General features: G+C 62.4%; 15 protein-coding genes. 11 read left to right on the top strand and 4 right to left on the bottom strand.

Features of this window, described 5'->3' with window-relative positions; all coding sequences use genetic code 11:
- The first annotated feature begins 5 nt into the window (after positions 1-5).
- From D4Q51_RS14140 to D4Q51_RS14110, 7 genes are all read left to right on the top strand, one after another.
- A complete protein-coding gene (locus tag D4Q51_RS14140; protein WP_120078466.1) occupies positions 6-1049 on the top strand; it encodes a substrate-binding domain-containing protein in 1044 nt (347 codons plus the stop codon).
- A 17-nt stretch (positions 1050-1066) separates the two neighbouring features.
- On the top strand, positions 1067-2452 hold the full coding sequence (pstC, locus tag D4Q51_RS14135) for a phosphate ABC transporter permease subunit PstC (RefSeq protein WP_120078465.1): 1386 nt from the start codon (positions 1067-1069) through the stop codon (positions 2450-2452).
- Entirely contained in the window at positions 2445-3704 is a 1260-nt protein-coding gene (gene pstA / locus D4Q51_RS14130; RefSeq protein ID WP_120078464.1) for a phosphate ABC transporter permease PstA, read from the top strand. The genes pstC and pstA overlap by 8 nt, the downstream gene beginning before the upstream one ends.
- A gap of 83 nt (positions 3705-3787) precedes the next feature.
- The gene (gene pstB / locus D4Q51_RS14125; protein WP_240624817.1) at positions 3788-4534 is read left to right on the top strand and encodes a phosphate ABC transporter ATP-binding protein PstB; all 747 of its coding nucleotides are present in this window, start codon (positions 3788-3790) and stop codon (positions 4532-4534) included.
- Complete coding sequence (phoU, locus tag D4Q51_RS14120; protein ID WP_205689509.1) at positions 4534-5202, top strand: phosphate signaling complex protein PhoU; 669 nt, start codon at positions 4534-4536, stop codon at positions 5200-5202. Before pstB ends, phoU begins: the two co-directional genes overlap by 1 nt.
- Positions 5203-5316: 114 nt before the next feature.
- On the top strand, positions 5317-6006 hold the full coding sequence (gene phoB, locus D4Q51_RS14115) for a phosphate regulon transcriptional regulator PhoB (RefSeq protein ID WP_120078461.1): 690 nt from the start codon (positions 5317-5319) through the stop codon (positions 6004-6006).
- Positions 6007-6240: 234 nt separating this feature from the next.
- Positions 6241-6471 (top strand): hypothetical protein, encoded by a 231-nt coding sequence (locus D4Q51_RS14110; RefSeq protein WP_120078460.1) that lies wholly within the window; start codon positions 6241-6243, stop codon positions 6469-6471.
- Between the two features lie 80 nt (positions 6472-6551).
- On the opposite strand, the gene D4Q51_RS14105 is transcribed toward D4Q51_RS14110, so the two are convergent.
- Genes D4Q51_RS14105 through D4Q51_RS14090 form a run of 4 tightly spaced genes read right to left on the bottom strand, consistent with a single transcriptional unit; the run spans position 6552 to position 13487 of the window.
- Positions 6552-7277: an extensin-like domain-containing protein gene (locus tag D4Q51_RS14105; RefSeq protein WP_120078459.1), complete on the bottom strand. Its 726-nt coding sequence runs from the start codon at positions 7275-7277 to the stop codon at positions 6552-6554.
- Positions 7278-7279: 2 nt separating this feature from the next.
- The gene (locus D4Q51_RS14100) at positions 7280-10798 is read right to left on the bottom strand and encodes an error-prone DNA polymerase (protein ID WP_120078458.1); all 3519 of its coding nucleotides are present in this window, start codon (positions 10796-10798) and stop codon (positions 7280-7282) included.
- 14 nt (positions 10799-10812) lie between these two features.
- Positions 10813-12246, bottom strand: coding sequence for a UdgX family uracil-DNA binding protein (locus D4Q51_RS14095; RefSeq protein ID WP_120078457.1), 1434 nt, complete (start codon positions 12244-12246; stop codon positions 10813-10815).
- Positions 12243-13487: a putative DNA modification/repair radical SAM protein gene (locus D4Q51_RS14090; protein ID WP_120078456.1), complete on the bottom strand. Its 1245-nt coding sequence runs from the start codon at positions 13485-13487 to the stop codon at positions 12243-12245. Before D4Q51_RS14090 ends, D4Q51_RS14095 begins: the two co-directional genes overlap by 4 nt.
- 178 nt (positions 13488-13665) lie before the next feature.
- On the opposite strand from D4Q51_RS14090, the gene D4Q51_RS14085 reads away from it, so the two are divergent.
- The 4 genes from D4Q51_RS14085 to D4Q51_RS14070 all read left to right on the top strand — a co-directional run bounded on the left by D4Q51_RS14085 (position 13666) and on the right by D4Q51_RS14070 (position 17482).
- A complete protein-coding gene (locus tag D4Q51_RS14085; protein ID WP_120078455.1) occupies positions 13666-14061 on the top strand; it encodes a PilZ domain-containing protein in 396 nt (131 codons plus the stop codon).
- 103 nt (positions 14062-14164) lie between these two features.
- A complete protein-coding gene (locus tag D4Q51_RS14080; protein WP_120078454.1) occupies positions 14165-15505 on the top strand; it encodes an MFS transporter in 1341 nt (446 codons plus the stop codon).
- A 2-nt stretch (positions 15506-15507) separates the two neighbouring features.
- Positions 15508-16401: a TauD/TfdA dioxygenase family protein gene (locus tag D4Q51_RS14075; protein WP_120078453.1), complete on the top strand. Its 894-nt coding sequence runs from the start codon at positions 15508-15510 to the stop codon at positions 16399-16401.
- A gap of 181 nt (positions 16402-16582) precedes the next feature.
- Entirely contained in the window at positions 16583-17482 is a 900-nt protein-coding gene (locus D4Q51_RS14070; protein WP_162925343.1) for an acyltransferase family protein, read from the top strand.
- Positions 17483-17498: the final 16 nt, after the last annotated feature.

Raw genomic sequence — 17498 nt, 5'->3', positions numbered from 1 at the left:
TAATCATGAAACTCAATATCCGCACAGCCGCATCGGCTCTCGCCCTGGTGGCACTCGCCGCTTGTAACAACGCAGGCAGTGGCGGCGAAGCACGCGATTCCGTGCACGCCGTCGGCTCCTCCACCGTCTATCCCTTCGCCACCCGCGTGGCAGAGGCTTTCACCCGCAACACCGACAACGCCTCCCCGCTGATCGAATCGACCGGCACCGGCGGCGGCATGGGCCTGTTCTGCGCCGGCGTCGGCGCTTCCACGCCCGACATCGTGAACGCCTCGCGCCGCATGAAGCCCGGCGAGTTCGAGACCTGCCAGGCCAATGGTGTGGAAGCCATCACCGAAATCCAGGTCGGCATGGATGGCATCGCCTTCGCCTCCGCCAATGGCGGCATAGATTTCGACCTGACGCCGGAAATCGTCTACCGCGCGGTTGCCGCCAACCCCTATGGCGAAGAGCAGACCGCAGAAATGTGGAGCGACATCGATCCCTCGCTGCCGAACAAGCCCATCCTCGTCTACGGCCCGCCCGCCACTTCGGGCACGCGCGACGCGCTGGTCGAGCTGGTGCTGATCCCGGGCTGCGAAGCCGGAGCGGGCATGGCCGAACTGGAAGAGCAGGACGAAGACCGGTTTGAGGCGATCTGCACCGAAGTTCGCACCGACGGCGCCTATGTGGAGCAGGGCGAGCAGGACAACCTGATCGTGCAGAAGATCGAAGGCAATGCCGATGCCATCGGCGTGTTCGGCTTCTCCTACCTGGAAGAAAACCTTGACCGTATCCACGGCCTGACGGTGAACGGCGTGGAGCCGACTTACGAGAATATCTCCAGCTTCAATTACATCGGCGCGCGTCCGCTCTATATCTACGTGAAGAACCAGCACCTTGATGCGATCCCCGGCCTGCGCGAATTCATCGCGACCTGGGTCGAGTCCTGGGGAGCAGGCGGTCCGCTGGCCGAGGTTGGGCTTGTGCCGAACCCTGAAGACGTTATGGCACGCCAGAACACCGCCGCGACCGAGTTCACCCCGCTCGCCGCATCTGACCTTCAGTAGGACTTTAACCTAGACCCATGTCGGCCAGTACCCTGATCCTATTAGTCCTTGGACTGGGGCTGGCCGGCTGGCTGGTCGCCCGTTCGCGCGCCGCGATGTTCCGGCGCGCCCATGGGGGCAAGCGCATTGCCTCCCTGCCCAACTACCACGCGTGGTATGCCGCGTTGTGGATTGTCGTCCCCACTCTGCTGTTTGCGCTGATCTGGGCGCAGATTGCCGATAACCTGGTGATCCAGCACGTGCTGGCGAGCCCGGCGGCGGCCGATCTGCCTGCTTTCGGAATGCAGCGCGAGACGATGCTGGCCGAGGCCCGCGCCGTGGCAACCGGTGCCGCGCCCGGCGTCTTCAACCCGGAAGCAGCGGCCTTGGTCGAGCCTTTCGACGAAGCGCTCACCCGCTACAACATCATCGGCCTGGTTGTGACGATCCTGATCGCGCTGGCGGGCGGCGCATGGGCATTCCTGCGCCTCAAACCCGATTTCCGGGCGCACACGCGTGTCGAGCGGGCCGTACTCGGCGTTCTGCTGATTGCTTCGCTTGTCGCCATTCTCACCACGCTCGGTATCGTCGCCAGCCTGGTGTTCGAGACCGTGCGCTTTTTCGGCATGGTCAATCCGATCGATTTCCTCACCGGCGTCAACTGGTCGCCCAACCCGATGACTGACGGATCGAACCCCGATCCCGAACGCTACGGAGCGGTGCCGCTTTTCTGGGGCACCTTCTTCATCGGCGTAGTCATCGCCATGATCGTTGCCATTCCGCTGGGCATGATGAGCGCGATCTATCTCAACCAGTATGCCGCACCGCGCGTGCGCACCTGGCTGAAGCCAGCGTTGGAAGTGCTCGCGGGCGTGCCGACGGTGGTTTATGGCTACTTCGCCGCGCTCACCATCGCGCCGGCCATTCGCGACATCGCCATGTCGCTGGGCGTGCAGAACCCGTCCAGCGAGAGCGCGCTGGCGGCAGGCCTGGTAATGGGCGTAATGATCATTCCCTTCGTGTCTTCAATGGCCGACGACTCCATCGCCGCCGTGCCGCAGGCAATGAAGGACGGCTCGCTCGCCATGGGCGCCACGCAGAACGAGACGATCAAGCGCGTGCTGGTGCCCGCTGCCCTGCCCGGCATCGTTGCCGGCATCATGCTGGCGATCAGTCGTGCCATCGGCGAAACCATGATCGTGGTGATGGCTGCCAGCGCCACTGCGCGCCTTTCCGCCAATCCGCTGGAAGCCATGACCACGGTGACGTACCAGATCGTCGCCAACCTGACCGGCGAAGCCAGCCTCGATTCGGCCTCCACCCTCGCCGCCTTTGCGCTGGGCTTCGTACTGTTCCTGGTGACGCTGGTTCTCAACATCATCGCGCTGCGCATCGTTAAGAGGTTCCGCGAAGCTTATGAATGACGTGGCCCACAACGTCCGCCCGACGCGCACGGCCGCTTTCGAGGCGCGCCTGAAAAACCGCTATGCGGCAGAGAAGCGCTTCAAGGCGATCGGCCTCGGCGCGATCGTCTTCTCGATTGCCGTGCTGGTGTTCCTGCTGGTCACCATGGCGATGAACGGCATCGGCGGTTTCCAGCGAACGGAACTGCGCGTGCCGGTGGACTTTACCAATGCCCCCGTCACCATTCCCGCCAATCCTGAGGACGAACGCGCGGTCGTCCAGTCGCTTGAGCGGCAGGGGATGCGCGACATCATCATTTTCAGCGCGGAGCAGGCGCTGGGCGAGGAAGCGGCCGCGCACGTCAACAGCGAATCGTGGCGCTTGGTCGCACAGGAAATCGCTGCCGACCCCAGCCTTGCGCGCGGTCAGCAGGAATTCTGGCTCCCGACCGACGAATCGCTCGCCAGTGCCTATGCGGGGGACGGCAGCGCCGATCTTCAGCCGCTGGCCCAAAGGCTGGCCGAAGAAGGCCATTTGGCCGACAATTTCGACGAAGGATTCCTGTCGCGCTCGGATGCCACGGACCCGCAGCTGGTAGGTATCTGGGGTGCGCTCAAGGGCTCGATCCTGACCATGATCGTCACGCTGCTGCTGGCTTTTCCCATCGGGGTGCTGGCGGCCCTCTACCTCGAAGAATACGCGCCAAAGAACCGCTGGACTGACCTGATCGAAGTCTCGATCAACAACCTGGCGGCGGTGCCCTCCATCATCTTCGGTCTGCTGGGTCTTGCGGTGTTCCTGTGGATTTTTCCCAGCTATCGTTCCGCCCCTCTTATCGGCGGTATGACGCTGGCGTTGATGACGATGCCCGTGATCGTGATCGCCGGGCGCAACGCCATCAAGGCCGTACCACCCTCGATCCGCGACGGCGCGCTCGCCATCGGGGCATCACCGGTGCAGGTGGTGTTCCATCACGTGCTTCCCCTCGCTCTGCCAGGCATCTTGACCGGCACGATCATCGGCATGGCCCGCGCGCTTGGCGAAACCGCACCGCTGCTGCTGATCGGCATGCGTGCCTTCGTTGCCAGTCCGCCCGAGGGCTTCACCGACAATGCCACGGTCCTGCCGATGCAGATCTTCCTGTGGTCCGACGAGATCGACCGCGGTTTCGTGGAACGCACCAGCGCGGCGATCATCGTGCTATTGATATTCCTCCTGCTGATGAATGGCCTCGCCATTTACCTGCGTAATCGATTCGAGAAGAAGTGGTGATGGCCGACATAGCTGACAGCCCCCTCGCAAATCAGGCGAACAAGTCGCTCGAGCATGAGAACATCGAAACCGGCGAGCCCAAGATGCGCGCCCGCGATGTGGACGTGTACTATGGGCAGAAGAAAGCCATCGATAGTGTCGATATCGATGTCTATACCGAGTTCGTGACGGCCTTCATCGGTCCGTCGGGCTGCGGCAAGTCCACTTTTCTGCGCGCACTCAACCGCATGAACGACACCATTCCCTCGGCCCGTGTCACCGGCACGATCGAACTGGACGGCGAGGATATCTACGCCAGCGGGATGGATGTGGTGCAACTTCGCGCGCGGGTAGGCATGGTGTTCCAGAAGCCGAACCCCTTCCCAAAGTCGATTTATGACAACATTGCCTACGGCCCCAAGATCCATGGCCTCGCCGATGCCAAGCCCGATCTCGACAACATCGTGGAGAAGAGCCTGCGCCGCGCCGGTCTGTGGGAAGAAGTGAAGGATCGCCTGACCGATTCCGGCACCGCGCTTTCCGGCGGGCAGCAGCAGCGCTTGTGCATCGCGCGTGCCATCGCAGTGGATCCCGAAGTCATCCTCATGGACGAACCGTGTTCCGCTCTCGATCCCATCGCCACGGCAAAGATCGAGGAATTGATCGACGAACTGCGCGGCCGTTATGGTATCGTGATCGTCACGCACTCCATGCAGCAGGCCGCACGCGTTTCGCAGCGCACTGCCTTTTTCCACCTCGGAAACCTGGTGGAATATGGACACACGTCGGACATTTTCACTAATCCGACAGAGCAACGCACGCAGGATTACATCACGGGACGGTACGGCTGATGGTCGAGCATACAGTTAAGGCATTCGATGAAGACATCACCCGCCTGCGCGGCCTGATCGCGGAGATGGGCGGACTTGCCGAGGTCGCTATCCAGCAGGCGCTTCAGGCCCTTGTGAACGGCGACGAAGCGCTCGCCGCCGAAGTCGTGGAACGCGACGCCAAGCTCGACGCGCTGGAAACCGAAGTAGACGCCATGGCCGTGCGCGTGCTTGCCTTGCGCGCGCCGATGGCTGACGACCTTCGCGAGATCGTCGCCGCGCTCAAGATCGGCGGCGTGGTGGAACGCATCGGCGACTATGCGAAGAACATCGCCAAGCGCGTAGGCCGCATTGAGGGGCGCACGAAGTTCGAACCGCTTACCCTGCTGCCCGCCATGGGCGAAGTGGCGGCCGAGATGGTCCACGATGTCCTCACCGCCTATGCCGCGCGCGACCCGGTGATGGCGCGCGAGGTGATCCAGCGCGACGACAAGGTCGATGCTTTCTACGACAGCATCTTCCGCAATCTCGTCAGCCACATGGTGGAGAACCCGGCTACCATCAGCAGCGCGGCGCAATTGCTGTTCATCGCCCGCAACCTGGAGCGGATCGGGGACCATGCCACGAACGTAGCGGAAATGGTCCACTACTCCGCCACCGGGTCATATCCGGACGATATCGAGCGGTAATTGCATGCTGGCGTCGGTAATCGGCGTGCGTGCAACAAATCTGACACAGAATTGAAATATCAGGCCCTTGGCGGCATCATCTCCGGTGCCGCGATCCAGAGGGTCTGATAGATTATGTCCGCGCCGAAACTGCTGCTTGTCGAAGACGATACTGCCCTCGCCGAACTGCTCGAATACCGTTTCGAGAGCGAAGGTTACGACGTGCGCATTACCGCCGATGGCGACGATGCCCTCATCATGGCAGCGGAAGACACGCCGGACCTCGTGATCCTCGACTGGATGATCGAGGGCACGACCGGCATCGAAGTGTGCCGCCGCCTGCGCCGCGACAAGGCCACCGCGCACGTGCCCATCATCATGCTGACCGCACGCGAAGCGGAGGACGACAGGGTTCGGGGCCTGGAAACCGGTGCCGACGACTACCTGACGAAGCCGTTCTCGCCGCGAGAACTTCTGGCCCGCGTGTCCGCCGTGCTGCGCCGCGTTCGCCCTGCCCTTGCCGGAGAGACGATAGAGGCTGGCGACCTCAAGCTGGACCCGGTTGCTCACCGGGTCGAACGACGCGGCAAGGCGCTGCAGATCGGGCCGACCGAATACCGGCTCATCAAGTTTTTCATGGAGCATCCCCGCCGCGTTTTCTCTCGCGGGCAGTTGCTGGATGCGGTCTGGGGCACTGGCAGTGAGATCGAGGAGCGTACGGTGGACGTCCACATCCGGCGCCTGCGCAAGGCAATCTCGCTGGAAAACGCACGCGACCCGATTCGCACGGTGCGTTCTGCGGGGTATGCTCTGGAGCCAGTTTAAAGCCTTTCTGCGGGGTCTTACGGATGCGGGCCGTTATTGCATTGCAGCGATGCTTTCGATATCAAACGTTTGATCGAAGTGATTGTTTTCGAACGATCTCAGTGTCCACTTTGCAACGGTTCGTCGCAAATTAGGCCCGATCCGGAACGAAAGGCACTGATGCGGCTTCACATTAGTGAGTTACCCGAGTAAGGCATTCTCAACTCAAGTGCCTCCGATTTAAGAGGGAAAAGAATGAAAAAGATTATTGCAAGCACGCTCGCCGCTGGCCTCATTGCCGGCACGACCCTTACCGCAGCCGCAGCACCGACCGTGCGTGACGCTGCTGCCGTCGCTCAGGACGAAGAGCTTGGTGAAGGCGGCGCTGGCACGGTTCTGGTCGTTGCTCTGGCTGCAGCTGCTGCCGTCGGCGTTGTTCTTCTCATCGAAGACAACGAAGATGAGGACGTGCCGGTCAGCGCCTGATCAGCACTTCTGGGAATTACGGAAAACCCTCGCTTCGGCGGGGGTTTTTTGTTGTCAGCAGCAGATGTTGCGCAGACCGATTATCGGCAAGCACCCATTGCAGGGCTGCGCCCCTGGTCCAGATGGAAGTGGTCTGCATGGGCGGCGTTGTAATCGGGTGAGAGGACGGTGCCGAAGCTGTCGCAGGCAGCATCACGCACCGCCGTCAGGAAGCGGTCTTCGTCACGGCCGTTATCCCAGTCCTCCAGCACAGTGACGGTTCTGCCATCGGTCAAGCGGAAGCCTGCGATGTCGATCGCATTGCCGGTTGCATGTTCGCTCCACGCCGCGTCGGCATCGCCATACATGCGGCGACAGCTGTAGGTGCCCAGTTGCTCGACACGCTCCACGCTGCTGCCGAGAATATCCTGCGCGAGCGCCTGCACATCCTTCTCCAGCCACAGCACCAACCCGGTGGCGACCGGGCATGTCATCTCCGGAAAACGCGGAGCAAATGGCACTGCATCCAGCGTCAATCGATCGTCACGGCGGCATTGCCCCTCGCCCGTAGCGGGCAAGGCAGAAAAGGCGATCTCGCTACGATCCAGCACAGCCCTGCAACCCTGTGAATCGCCGCGCAGGCCTGAAAGCTTGGTTTGCGTGGCCCAGCCACGCTCGTCCCGCAAATCCAGCGGGGCCCACGGATTGTGCTGCGGATTCTCTGCCAGAAAGACGCGCGCCCCCAGCAGCAAGGTCAACAGGATCAGCGCAAAGACCAGTTTCCGGTCATCGGTAGGAGGCCGGGGCCATTTGCGTTTGCGCGTCATCCTCAATGAAAGTCGCGGGACTTGGGAATGATCCGCACATTTCGCGGATGGCCCCTGGTATTGGGCAACTGGTCAATCAGGTCGCGCGGGCGAATCGCCTGGTTAGCTGGGTCGTCAGAGCCACTGCGCAGGTCGTCCCGTGGGTTGAGCCGTCCCTGCAGCGGGCTGTTCACATGGTCAGCACGGGCGACAGGCGCGTTGAGCAGGTCGTCCGACAGGCGATGCAGGGCCTGCGTTGCATCGGTCATGTGATGGGCGATGACGTGGATCACTTCGTCATCGTATTCCACCCGCCCGCGCACTTCCATCAGCCGCGACCCCATCACCACGGTCCGCTGCTTTTCTTTCAGGTCGGGCCACACCACGAGGTTGATAACCCCGGTCTCGTCCTCCAGCGTGATGAAGCACACGCCTTTCGCGCTGCCCGGTCGCTGGCGAATCAGAACCACGCCTGCAACATTCACCATCGAGCGAAACTTGCGCCCCCGCAGGTCGCAGGCCCGTACGAAACCGCGCTCTGCCAGGCTGGCGCGCAGGAACGACATGGGATGCGCTTTCAGGCTGAGGCGCGTGGTCTGGTAATCGGCCACCACTTCTTCGGACAACGGCATCTTCGGCAGGATCGCCCTGCCCTGCTCCGCGCCCTCGTCACGCTCATCGGCATGGGCGAAAAGCGGCAGGTCCGAACCGCCGACAAGGCTGCGCGCATCCCACAAAGCCTGCCTGCGCGACATGTCCAGCGAGCCAAAGGCATCGGCGCTGGCGAGGCGCTCGATATGGGTGACAGGCACGCGCGCCCGGTCTCGCAGTTCGGCAACATCGGCAAAGGGTCCGCTCTCCGCGCGCACGGTGACAAGCGCTGCCGCCACGTGTTCGGGCAGGCCGTCGACCTGCCTCAGCCCCAGGCGCAAGGCGATGTGCCGATCGAGCCGGCCGCCTTTTGCATCATCAGCCTTGCCGATCACTTCCAACGTGCAATCCCATTCACTGCGGTTCACATCCACCGGCAGCACCTGCACGCCGTGCTCCCTCGCATCGCGCACGATCTGGGCAGGCGCGTAGAAGCCCATAGGCTGCGAGTTGAGCAAGCCGCAGGCGAAAGCGGCCGGGAAATGGCATTTCAGCCAGCTGGAGACATAGACGAGGTGCGCGAAGCTGGCGGCATGGCTTTCGGGAAATCCGTATTCGCCAAAGCCGCGTATCTGGTTGAAGCAGCGCTGGGCAAAGTCGCGGTCGTAACCGCGCGTTACCATGCGCTCCACCATCATGTCCTGAAGCTCGTCCACCATGCCGCGGCTGCGGAAAGTAGCCATGGCCTTGCGCAGCCGGTTCGCCTCCGCGCTGGAGAACTTGGCCGCATCCAGCGCGATCTTCATCGCCTGTTCTTGGAAGATCGGCACGCCTAGCGTGCGCTCCAGAATACTGGATAGCTCATCGGGCGGGCCATGATCGGGCGAAGGCGCAGGGATTTGCACCTGTTCGGCGCCCCGGCGCCGCTTGAGGTAGGGGTGCACCATGTCGCCCTGGATCGGGCCGGGTCGCACGATGGCGACCTGGATCACGAGGTCGTAGAACTCGCGCGGGCGCAGGCGTGGTAGCATGTTCATCTGCGCCCGGCTTTCAACCTGGAACACGCCGAGCGAATCCCCCTTGCGCAGCATCTCGTAGGTTTCCGGGTCCTCTCGCGGCACGCTCGCCAGAGTCAGCGGCCGGTCGTGATGATCCTCCAGCAGGTCGAGACATTTCTTGATGCAGGTGAGCATGCCCAGCGCCAGCACGTCCACTTTCAAGATGCCGAGCGCCTCGATATCGTCCTTGTCCCACTCGATGAAACTGCGATCGGGCATGGCACCATTGCCGATGGGCACGGTCTCGGTGAGAGGGCCGTCGGTCAGGATGAAACCGCCCACGTGCTGCGATAAATGCCGTGGCATACCAACCATTTGCTCGGTAAGCTTCAGAACCCGTCGCAGGTGAGGATCGGTCACGTCCATGCCGGTTTCCGCCGCGTGCTTCTCGCTCACCTCCTTGCCCCATCCGCCCCAGACGGTGCGTGCCAGAGCGCTGGTCACATCCTCGGACAAGCCCATCGCCTTGCCTACCTCACGGATCGCCATGCGCGGGCGGTAGTGGATGACGGTGGCGGTCAGCCCGGCACGGTGGCGGCCGTATTTCCTGTAGATGTGCTGGATTACCTCCTCGCGCCGCTCGTGCTCGAAATCGACATCGATATCGGGCGGCTCCTTGCGCTCTTCAGAGATGAAGCGGTCGAACAAAAGCTGGTGCTTGGCCGGATCGACCGAGGTGATCTCGAGGCAATAGCATACCGCCGAGTTCGCCGCGCTGCCGCGCCCCTGGCACAGGATGGGAGGATCAACCGAACGGGCGAAATCGACGATATCCTTGATAGTGAGGAAATAACGGGCAAGGTCCAGCTTGCCGATCAGCGCAAGCTCACGCTCAAGTGTTTTCTTCACCGTATCCGGCAAGCCACTGGGATAACGCCGTTTTGCACCTTTCCAGGTCTCGCTTTCCAGATGGGCCTGCGGCCTCATGCCGTCGGGATAGATCTCCTCCGGATATTCATATTTCAGTTCATCCAGACTGAATTCGCAGGCATCGGCCACCTCGCGCGCAGCCCTGATGGCATGGGGCCAGCGCGCGAACAGAACCTGCATCTGTTCGGGGCTTTTCAGGTGCCGTTCGGCATTGGCGTGCAGCAGGTGTCCGGCGCGTGCCACGGTGGTCTTGTGGCGGATCGCCGTCATCACGTCCTGCAACGGACGGCGGTCGGGCGCGTGGTAGTGCACGTCGTTGGTTGCCAGCAGGGACAGGCCATTGGCGCGGGCCAGCGCATCGAGCCGATCGATCCGAGCAATATCGTCACCGATGTAGAGGTAGCTGGCGGCAAGATGGCGCAGCGTGGGCAGCCCCGCGGCGAGGTGCGGCAGGATATCCGACAGCATACCCGTCACCGCGCCCTCGCGCAGCGTGCCATCCAGTGCCACGACATTGCTGGCCCAGCCGGGCACGGTGAAGTTCTCTTGGAAACCGGGCGGGGGTATGAGGACCAGTTGCACGTCTTCTGCATGGCGGGCGAGCATCTGCATGCTGATCTCGCACACGCCCTTGTCTTGCCACTCACCATTGAGCGTCGCCATGCGCCCTGCGGAAATCAACGTGGTGAGCCGACCGTAGGCGGCGCGGTTCATGGGATAGGCGAGGAAGGCAAGACCCTCGACGGTTTCGATGCGGCAGCCGATTACGGGTCGCATCTTCAGGGTCTTCGCCTCGGTATGTACGCGTACGACGCCGGCCATGGAATTGGCATCGGCGATCCCGATGGCATCGTAGCCAAGGCTGCGCGCTGTCAGCACGAGGTCCACCGCGTCCGACGCACCGCGCAGGAATGTGAAGCAACTGACGAGACCGAGTTCGACAAAAGCCGCACGCGGCGGTGCGTCTACCTGATCGGGGTCGAGTTCGATCGTGCGCTTGGGGAGGAGATCGCTGTCGGGCACGTCACGCTATCGGCTCACTGCGCCAGCTCCGCGAGTCGCTCCTTCACCGCGGCAAGGTCGGCGGCGAACAGACGTTCCTGCTCCGCCTTGGCGTCACCATCGAGACGCAGGAGGTAGGAGGGGTGCGCCGTCACCCACAGCTCGCTACCGTCGTCAAGCGCAATGGGCTCACCGCGCACTTTCGAAATGCTCACCGTCTTGCCCAGCATTGCCCGCGCCGCGCTGGCACCAAGAGCCAGCACCACCTTGGGCTTCACGATGGCGCGCTCCGCCTCGTGCCACCAGCGGCACACGTCGATTTCTTTCGCGGTCGGCGACTGGTGCAGACGGCGTTTGCCGCGTTGGACATATTTGAAATGCTTCACCGCGTTGGTGACATAGACCTCGCGCCGTTCGATGCCGGCCTGCTCCAGCCCGGCATCAAGAACCTGCCCCGCCGGGCCGACGAAGGGCTTTCCGGACTGGTCCTCCTGATCGCCCGGCTGCTCGCCCACGATCATCAGAGCGGCGTCGTCAGGCCCCTCCCCCATCACCGCCTGATTGTCGAGATTGCCGATCGGGCACTTGCGGCAGGCATGGATGGCCTTGTCGATCGCTTCCAGCGTCTCGGGCCGGTCTTCGAACTCGAGTGCGCCTGCATCCACCATTTCGCTCTCCCGCTTTTGTGCGCCTGCCACCAGCTCCGGAATCAGGGCGGCTTCGGGCATGTTCTTCCAGTACTTGCGGGGCATTTCCTTCAGCATGGCCCCGATCTTCAAACGCGCGGGGTTGAAGATGGATGCGTAATACTTGCGCCACAGGTCCTCCGCCGGATCGCCTTGCGGTGCGTCGGACTTCTGCGCCGGACCGCTTTCTCGCAGCGTCTCACCATCCCAGTGGATGCAGCCCTTCGGCGTCAGGATGGACCAGTGCATGTTGGCGAAACGGCGCACGAAGAAGCCCGCCTCGCGCCGGACGATATGATGATCGGGCTCGAACCAGGCGACGTAGTGCTCGTTCCCCTCTTCATCCTCCACCATGCGGAAGCGGACGAAGGCGTGCATCTTGTGCGCGTCGCGGCGCACGGCCTTGTCCATGTCCTCCAGCCGGCGCACCTGCGGGTCCGCCTTGTCCTCCATCAGCCGCGGGCTGGGCTGCAAGCGCCACAGCATCGCGTACAGCAGGGAAAAACGTTCCGGATCAGAATGATGAGCAACATTCCTGGCAATCGACAGGAACCGTTTGCTGGCGCGGATGATGCGCGTGTCGTCTTCAGGCAAAGGCAGCCGCTTGTCGCCGTGACTGAACAGCGAGCCATTACCACCCGGCTCCACCCAGGCGACGCGGTCGGGCGGCACATCGCACTGGATCAACAGGCGCGCGCGCTCCCGCCAGAAGGCGAAATCGTCCGGCTCGGGCAGATGCACGACGTAGTAGGTGCCGAGTTTTACGTGCTGGAGCGCCGTCATGCCGCGAACAGTTCCAGTTGCTCCTGCTTGGGTGCAAGCAAGCTGCGCAGGTCCGCCCGGTCTGTCAGCAGTGTAGGCCGCCAGTCGACGGTGCAGATGAACGGGCGCACCTTAGCTACGGAAACAGTGAGCTTCGCCACGTCGTCCAGCCGCAGGGTACGATGGCGACGGCTGGCGAGAATTTGCCCCACGGCCCGTGCACCCAGCCCCGGCACGCGCAGCAGATCTTCGCGGCCTGCGCGGTTCACATCCACCGGAAAGCGATCACGGAATTTCAGCGCCCAGGCCAGCTTTGGGTCAATATCGAGCGGCAGGTTCCCGTCAGCTTCGGTCGCCTGCATCACCTCTTGCGGGGCAAAGCCATAGAAGCGCATCAGCCAGTCCGACTGGTAGAGCCGGTGTTCGCGCATCAGCGGCGGGCGCTTCAGCGGCAGCACGGCGCTGGCATCGGGAATGGGCGAGAAGGCACTGTAATAGACGCGGCGCAGCTTGAAATTGCCGTAAAGGCGGCTTGCCTTGCCGACGATATCGCTGTCGGTTGCGGCATCGGCACCCACGATCATCTGCGTCGACTGGCCACCCGGCGCGAAACGTGGCGCGTGCTTGAAACGCTTGCGCTCGTCCTTCGACTGGCGGATCGCCATTTTCATGCCGCCCATCGCCCCTTCGATCTGGCGCGAATTCTTGTCCGGCGCGAGGCGGGTGAGCCCGGTATCGGTGGGCAATTCGACGTTGATCGACACGCGGTCTGCATAAAGACCCGCCCGGTGCGCCAGTTCGGGGTCCGCCTCCGGGATGGTCTTGAGGTGGATATAGCCGCGAAAATCGTGCTCCTCGCGCAGGATGCGCGCGGTTTCCACGAGCAGCTCCATCGTGTGGTTGGAGCTCTTGATGATGCCGGAGGAGAGGAACAGCCCCTCGATATAATTCCGGCGGTAAAAGGTGAGCGTCAGGTCCGCAACTTCGCGCGGAGTGAACTTCGCGCGGCGCACGTTCGAACTCTTGCGGTTGATGCAGTAGTGGCAATCGAAGATACAGTGGTTGGTCAGCAAGATCTTCAGCAACGAAATGCACCTGCCATCGGGCGCGTAGGCGTGGCAGATGCCCATGCCTTCCGTGGAGCCGACACCCTTGCCCCCCGTGGAGTTGCGCTTCGCCGTTCCCGACGACGCGCAGGAGGCATCGTATTTCGCTGCATCGGCAAGGATTTCCAGCTTCTGGATGGTTTCGAGCGCGGCCATTCGTTCCTTATATGTTCTCTAACACGATTCGCCAAGTCATTGCCGCTAACTCGCGATAATTCCGCGGTGAATTGCCCGAAGGCGCGGATCGGAGAAAAGTGGAATTAACCAGACATGTTGGCGCAGGCTTAACCAACCTTGCCCCACTCCCGTCGTTCATAAGAAAAAGGGGCAAGCCATGAAACTGTTCGCGCGCACGAAACCCGTGTCCGCTCCTGAGCGACGCAGCGGGCCGCGAACGCGCGTGGATTGCCTTGCCACGATGCTGATGCCCACCGGCAACCGTAGCGGTCGCCTGTTCGACATTTCCACCACAGGCGCGCGCCTGACGACGCAGGATCCGCCGCCCAAGGGCGTTTCCGCGATACTCGACTGGAGCCTGCACGAAGCCTACTGCCACGTGATCTGGACGAAGCCGGGAATGTGCGGTGTGGAATTCGACCGCCCCCTGCCCCAGCGCGTGCTCGACGAACTGATCGAGGAAGCGAGCACAGGTCCGCGCCTGGTTCACCGGTCTACCGATGACGACAGTCCCGGCGGCTCTCCCCGCCCGCCAACACGCTTCGTCGGCTAGGACAAAGTCAATCTTCAGTCTGGACGCGTCGCAATTGGCGTGACACAACTTCCCGGTCACCTCCGCAAGAGAGGCAAGCCTTGGGAGAGGCCGATTGAAGCGAATGCCATTCAGCGCGGCGATTGCCGATGCGCCGCTGCGCCCGTTCCAGATCGTCATCGCAGCCTTCGGCCTCGCTTTCCTGGTGATCGACGGGATAGACCTGCAATCGCTGGCGCTGGTCACACCGCTGATCCTTGACGAATGGCAGATCGACCGCGCGCTGTTCGGTCCAGCGCTTGCCGCATCGCTGTTCGGCATGGGTTTCGGCTCCATCCTGGGCGGCCTTTTGGGCGACAGGATCGGGCGGTTGAACACGCTTTTCATCGCTTCGCTGATTTTCGGTTCCACCACCATCGCCGCGGCCTACACGAACACCGTATGGGAAATGAGCGCGGTGCGCGCCATGGGCGGGCTTGGGTTCGGGGCCGCCTACCCAAATGCATTGGCACTCGTGAGCGACTGGGTGTCCGATCGCCATCGACCGCACGCCATCGCATTGCTCTCGGTGGGCATCCCGGTCGGCATCACGGTGGCGGCCGAACTGCTTCCTTTCCTGCTGCCGGACCACGGCTGGCGGGGCGCTTTCGTCATATTCGGAGTGGGATCGCTGATCTTCGGCGCGCTCATGCGACTGGTGCTGCGCGAGCCGCCAGCTTTCTACCTCGCCAAAGGCAATGCCGGAGCGGCGCAGAAAAGCGCCGCGCGCGTGATAGAAAGCGATATCGAACTCGCACCCGAACTCGAAGATGCGGATTTCGCCGAGACGGGCGAGCGCATCGGCATCTTCCACAAGCGCAATACCCGGCTGAACATAGCCATGTTCGTCAGCTTCTCTGCTGCGACGACGCTCGTCTATGGACTGCTGAACTGGACGACCGAATTGCTCACCTCCGCCGGATTCACGCTTGAGGAGGCGCTGCGGGCGACGTCGTGGCAAGGCATCCTTTCGATGATAGGCGGCATATCCGCGGGCTTCACCGTGCGCACTTTCGGTTCGCGCGCGATGATCCTTGGCGGTGCGGCGCTGATTACGGCTACGATCGTGGCGCTGGCGTTCATGGTGGAGGGGCTGGACGGGCCACCCACGTCGTCGCAGATCCACATCATCGTGGTGCTGGAAGGGCTGGCAGTCGGCCTCGTCTCCATGATGATTTCGCTATTCTACGTCGTCATGGCCTATGGCTACCCGTCGGCCTGCCGTTCGGGTGGGATAGGCTTCGTCATCACGTCCGGCCGCGTGTTTTCCATCGCGATGGTCTTTGCAGGAGGCTGGCTGCTGAACCTGGGGGCCGACAGCTTCGTGATCTATTTCGCCACGCTCGTCGCGATTGCCCTGCTGGTGTTCCCCGCCGCCTTCATCATCGACAACCACATTCCGCCCGCCCGCAAGAAGGAGTCCTAGTCATGGTCGTTATCGCCGGTCGCCGTGTCAGTCCGCAAAACCTTGGCGGTGAATACGAGCACATCACCGTCACGCCTTACGCTGGCGCGCTGGGCGCCATCATCGGCGGAGTCGACATCGCGACGGAGCAGGAAGAGGCCACCATCGCCGAAATTCGCCGCGCGCTCATCGAACATCAGGTGATCTTCTTTCGCAAACAGGATTTCTCGCCCGAGCAGCACCTCGCATTCGCCAGGCGGTTCGGCACGCTGAACCAGCATGACCAGGTGAAGGGGATGGAGGAATATCCCGACATCATCGAGGTGCGCCAGGAGCCCACCGACACGCGCAATTTCGGCGGTGCGTGGCACGGCGACGTGACTTACCTGCCAGAGCCACCTCTCGGCTCCATCCTCTACGCCAAGGAGGTACCGCCCGTGGGCGGGGACACGCTGTGGTCGAACCTTTATCTTGCCTATGAGGACCTGTCGCCCGGCTATCGCGCGATGATCGATCCGCTGACGGTGATCCACACGCCCGCACTGATCTACGGCACCAAGTCGATGGACTGGAGCAAGGACAGTTCGATGAACTCCTCTCCCACTGAGGCGGCGCATTATGAAGTTGAGCACCCGCTGGTGCGCACCCATCCCGAAAGCGGGCGCAAGCTGTTCTACGTCAGCGGTGCCTATACGCCGCGCCTCAAGGACCAGACCGAGGAAGAAAGCGGCCCCATCATCGACTACCTGATGTACCAGGCGACACGTGAGCCCTTTACCTGCCGCTGGCGCTGGCAGAAAGGCGACGTCGCCTTCTGGGACAACCGCGCCTGCCTCCATTACGCGTTGAACGATTACCACGGGCACCGGCGGATCATGCACCGCGTGACGATCAACGGAGAGCGGCCGGTGCGGTAGCATTGACACGATTCGTCTTGGCTTAACCCCTTTGCTCTAAGGGTATTCCCTGCGTCGCGAGAGGCGGCGAGGTCGTAGGGATTTTCAGATGCAAAGCCGGACTGTTCCGAGTGTAATTGATGGCCTGGCTTCTGCTTCTGCGGCCCGGCAGCCTACAGTCTCTGCGGACGAGCGCTTCTACATGCTCGATCTCCTGCGCGGCTTCGCTGCAATCGCCGTCGTGCTTTATCACGGAGATCGGCTCGTGCCGGCAGGCTATCTCGCCGTCGACCTGTTCTTCATCCTGAGCGGCTTTGTCCTTGCCCATGCTTACCGCGGTCGCTTGCACAGCAGGCAGGAGATCTCGTCCTTTCTGCTCAAGCGGGCAATACGCCTCTACCCTGTAATGTTCCTCGGAGCGCTTGTCGGCCTCGCCATCAATGGCGGATCATTGAAGACGCTTCTGCTGATACCGGAGGCGGACGGGGTGCTCTACCCTGCAAACCTACCGCTCTGGTCACTTCTGTTTGAAGCGATCGCCAGCGTTGCTTTCGGCTTGTTTCATCGCTTTGGAAAATTGATGCTGGCCGCATTCTTCTTCGTCGGTCTGCTCGTCTTCGCGCTCGGTGTTCTCAAGGCCGGGACTGCCGATCTCGGGTTCTTCAGCGGTGCTTTCGGCGTCGGCCTCGGGCGGACGGCCTTCGGGTTCAGTGCCGGAATCGTGATCTATTATCTCTGCCGCCGGCGCCATCCGGTCAGCACTTATCTTGCAGTCTGGTGTTGCCTTACGATCGTTGCGGTAACGTTCTTGCAGCCTGGCAGCCCGCTGCTCGAACTGCTGGTCGTGACGGTCGTGCTTCCCCTGGCGATCTTCGTTCTGGCGCACTTGCAGCCGGCATCAAATGGCCTGGCTGTCTGGCTCGGCAATCTTTCCTATCCGCTGTACGCAATTCACCACCCGGTGATAAAGCTGGCCGAAGGTTCGGTAGTCGCGGTCCTGTGCGCCAGCATCGCGCTCGTGCTTGCGTCGGCGGCAATCTACAGATGGTATGACGTGCCTGTGCGACGGTGGCTTGAGAAACGTCTGGCATTATCTGCCTAGTCTAGCCCCCTGTCTT

The sequence above is a fragment of the Aurantiacibacter odishensis genome (genome assembly GCF_003605195.1).
Taxonomy (GTDB): Bacteria; Pseudomonadota; Alphaproteobacteria; order Sphingomonadales; family Sphingomonadaceae; genus Alteraurantiacibacter; species Alteraurantiacibacter odishensis.
Note: the sequence above shows the minus strand (reverse complement) of the source record. Positions and strands in the feature narration are given on the sequence as shown.

Bases quoted from the DNA above. Each gene is read 5' to 3' on its own strand.
- D4Q51_RS14070 (WP_162925343.1), top strand. From the start codon at position 16,583: ATGCTCGATCTCCTGCGCGGCTTCGCTGCAATCGCCGTCGTGCTTTAT.
- pstA (WP_120078464.1), top strand. From the start codon at position 2,445: ATGAATGACGTGGCCCACAACGTCCGCCCGACGCGCACGGCCGCTTTC.
- D4Q51_RS14075 (WP_120078453.1), top strand. From the start codon at position 15,508: ATGGTCGTTATCGCCGGTCGCCGTGTCAGTCCGCAAAACCTTGGCGGT.
- D4Q51_RS14080 (WP_120078454.1), top strand. From the start codon at position 14,165: ATGCCATTCAGCGCGGCGATTGCCGATGCGCCGCTGCGCCCGTTCCAG.
- D4Q51_RS14110 (WP_120078460.1), top strand. From the start codon at position 6,241: ATGAAAAAGATTATTGCAAGCACGCTCGCCGCTGGCCTCATTGCCGGC.
- D4Q51_RS14095 (WP_120078457.1), bottom strand. From the start codon at position 12,246: ATGACGGCGCTCCAGCACGTAAAACTCGGCACCTACTACGTCGTGCAT.
- pstC (WP_120078465.1), top strand. From the start codon at position 1,067: ATGTCGGCCAGTACCCTGATCCTATTAGTCCTTGGACTGGGGCTGGCC.
- phoU (WP_205689509.1), top strand. From the start codon at position 4,534: ATGGTCGAGCATACAGTTAAGGCATTCGATGAAGACATCACCCGCCTG.
- D4Q51_RS14090 (WP_120078456.1), bottom strand. From the start codon at position 13,487: ATGGCCGCGCTCGAAACCATCCAGAAGCTGGAAATCCTTGCCGATGCA.
- D4Q51_RS14085 (WP_120078455.1), top strand. From the start codon at position 13,666: ATGAAACTGTTCGCGCGCACGAAACCCGTGTCCGCTCCTGAGCGACGC.
- D4Q51_RS14105 (WP_120078459.1), bottom strand. From the start codon at position 7,277: ATGACGCGCAAACGCAAATGGCCCCGGCCTCCTACCGATGACCGGAAA.
- pstB (WP_240624817.1), top strand. From the start codon at position 3,788: ATGCGCGCCCGCGATGTGGACGTGTACTATGGGCAGAAGAAAGCCATC.
- phoB (WP_120078461.1), top strand. From the start codon at position 5,317: ATGTCCGCGCCGAAACTGCTGCTTGTCGAAGACGATACTGCCCTCGCC.
- D4Q51_RS14140 (WP_120078466.1), top strand. From the start codon at position 6: ATGAAACTCAATATCCGCACAGCCGCATCGGCTCTCGCCCTGGTGGCA.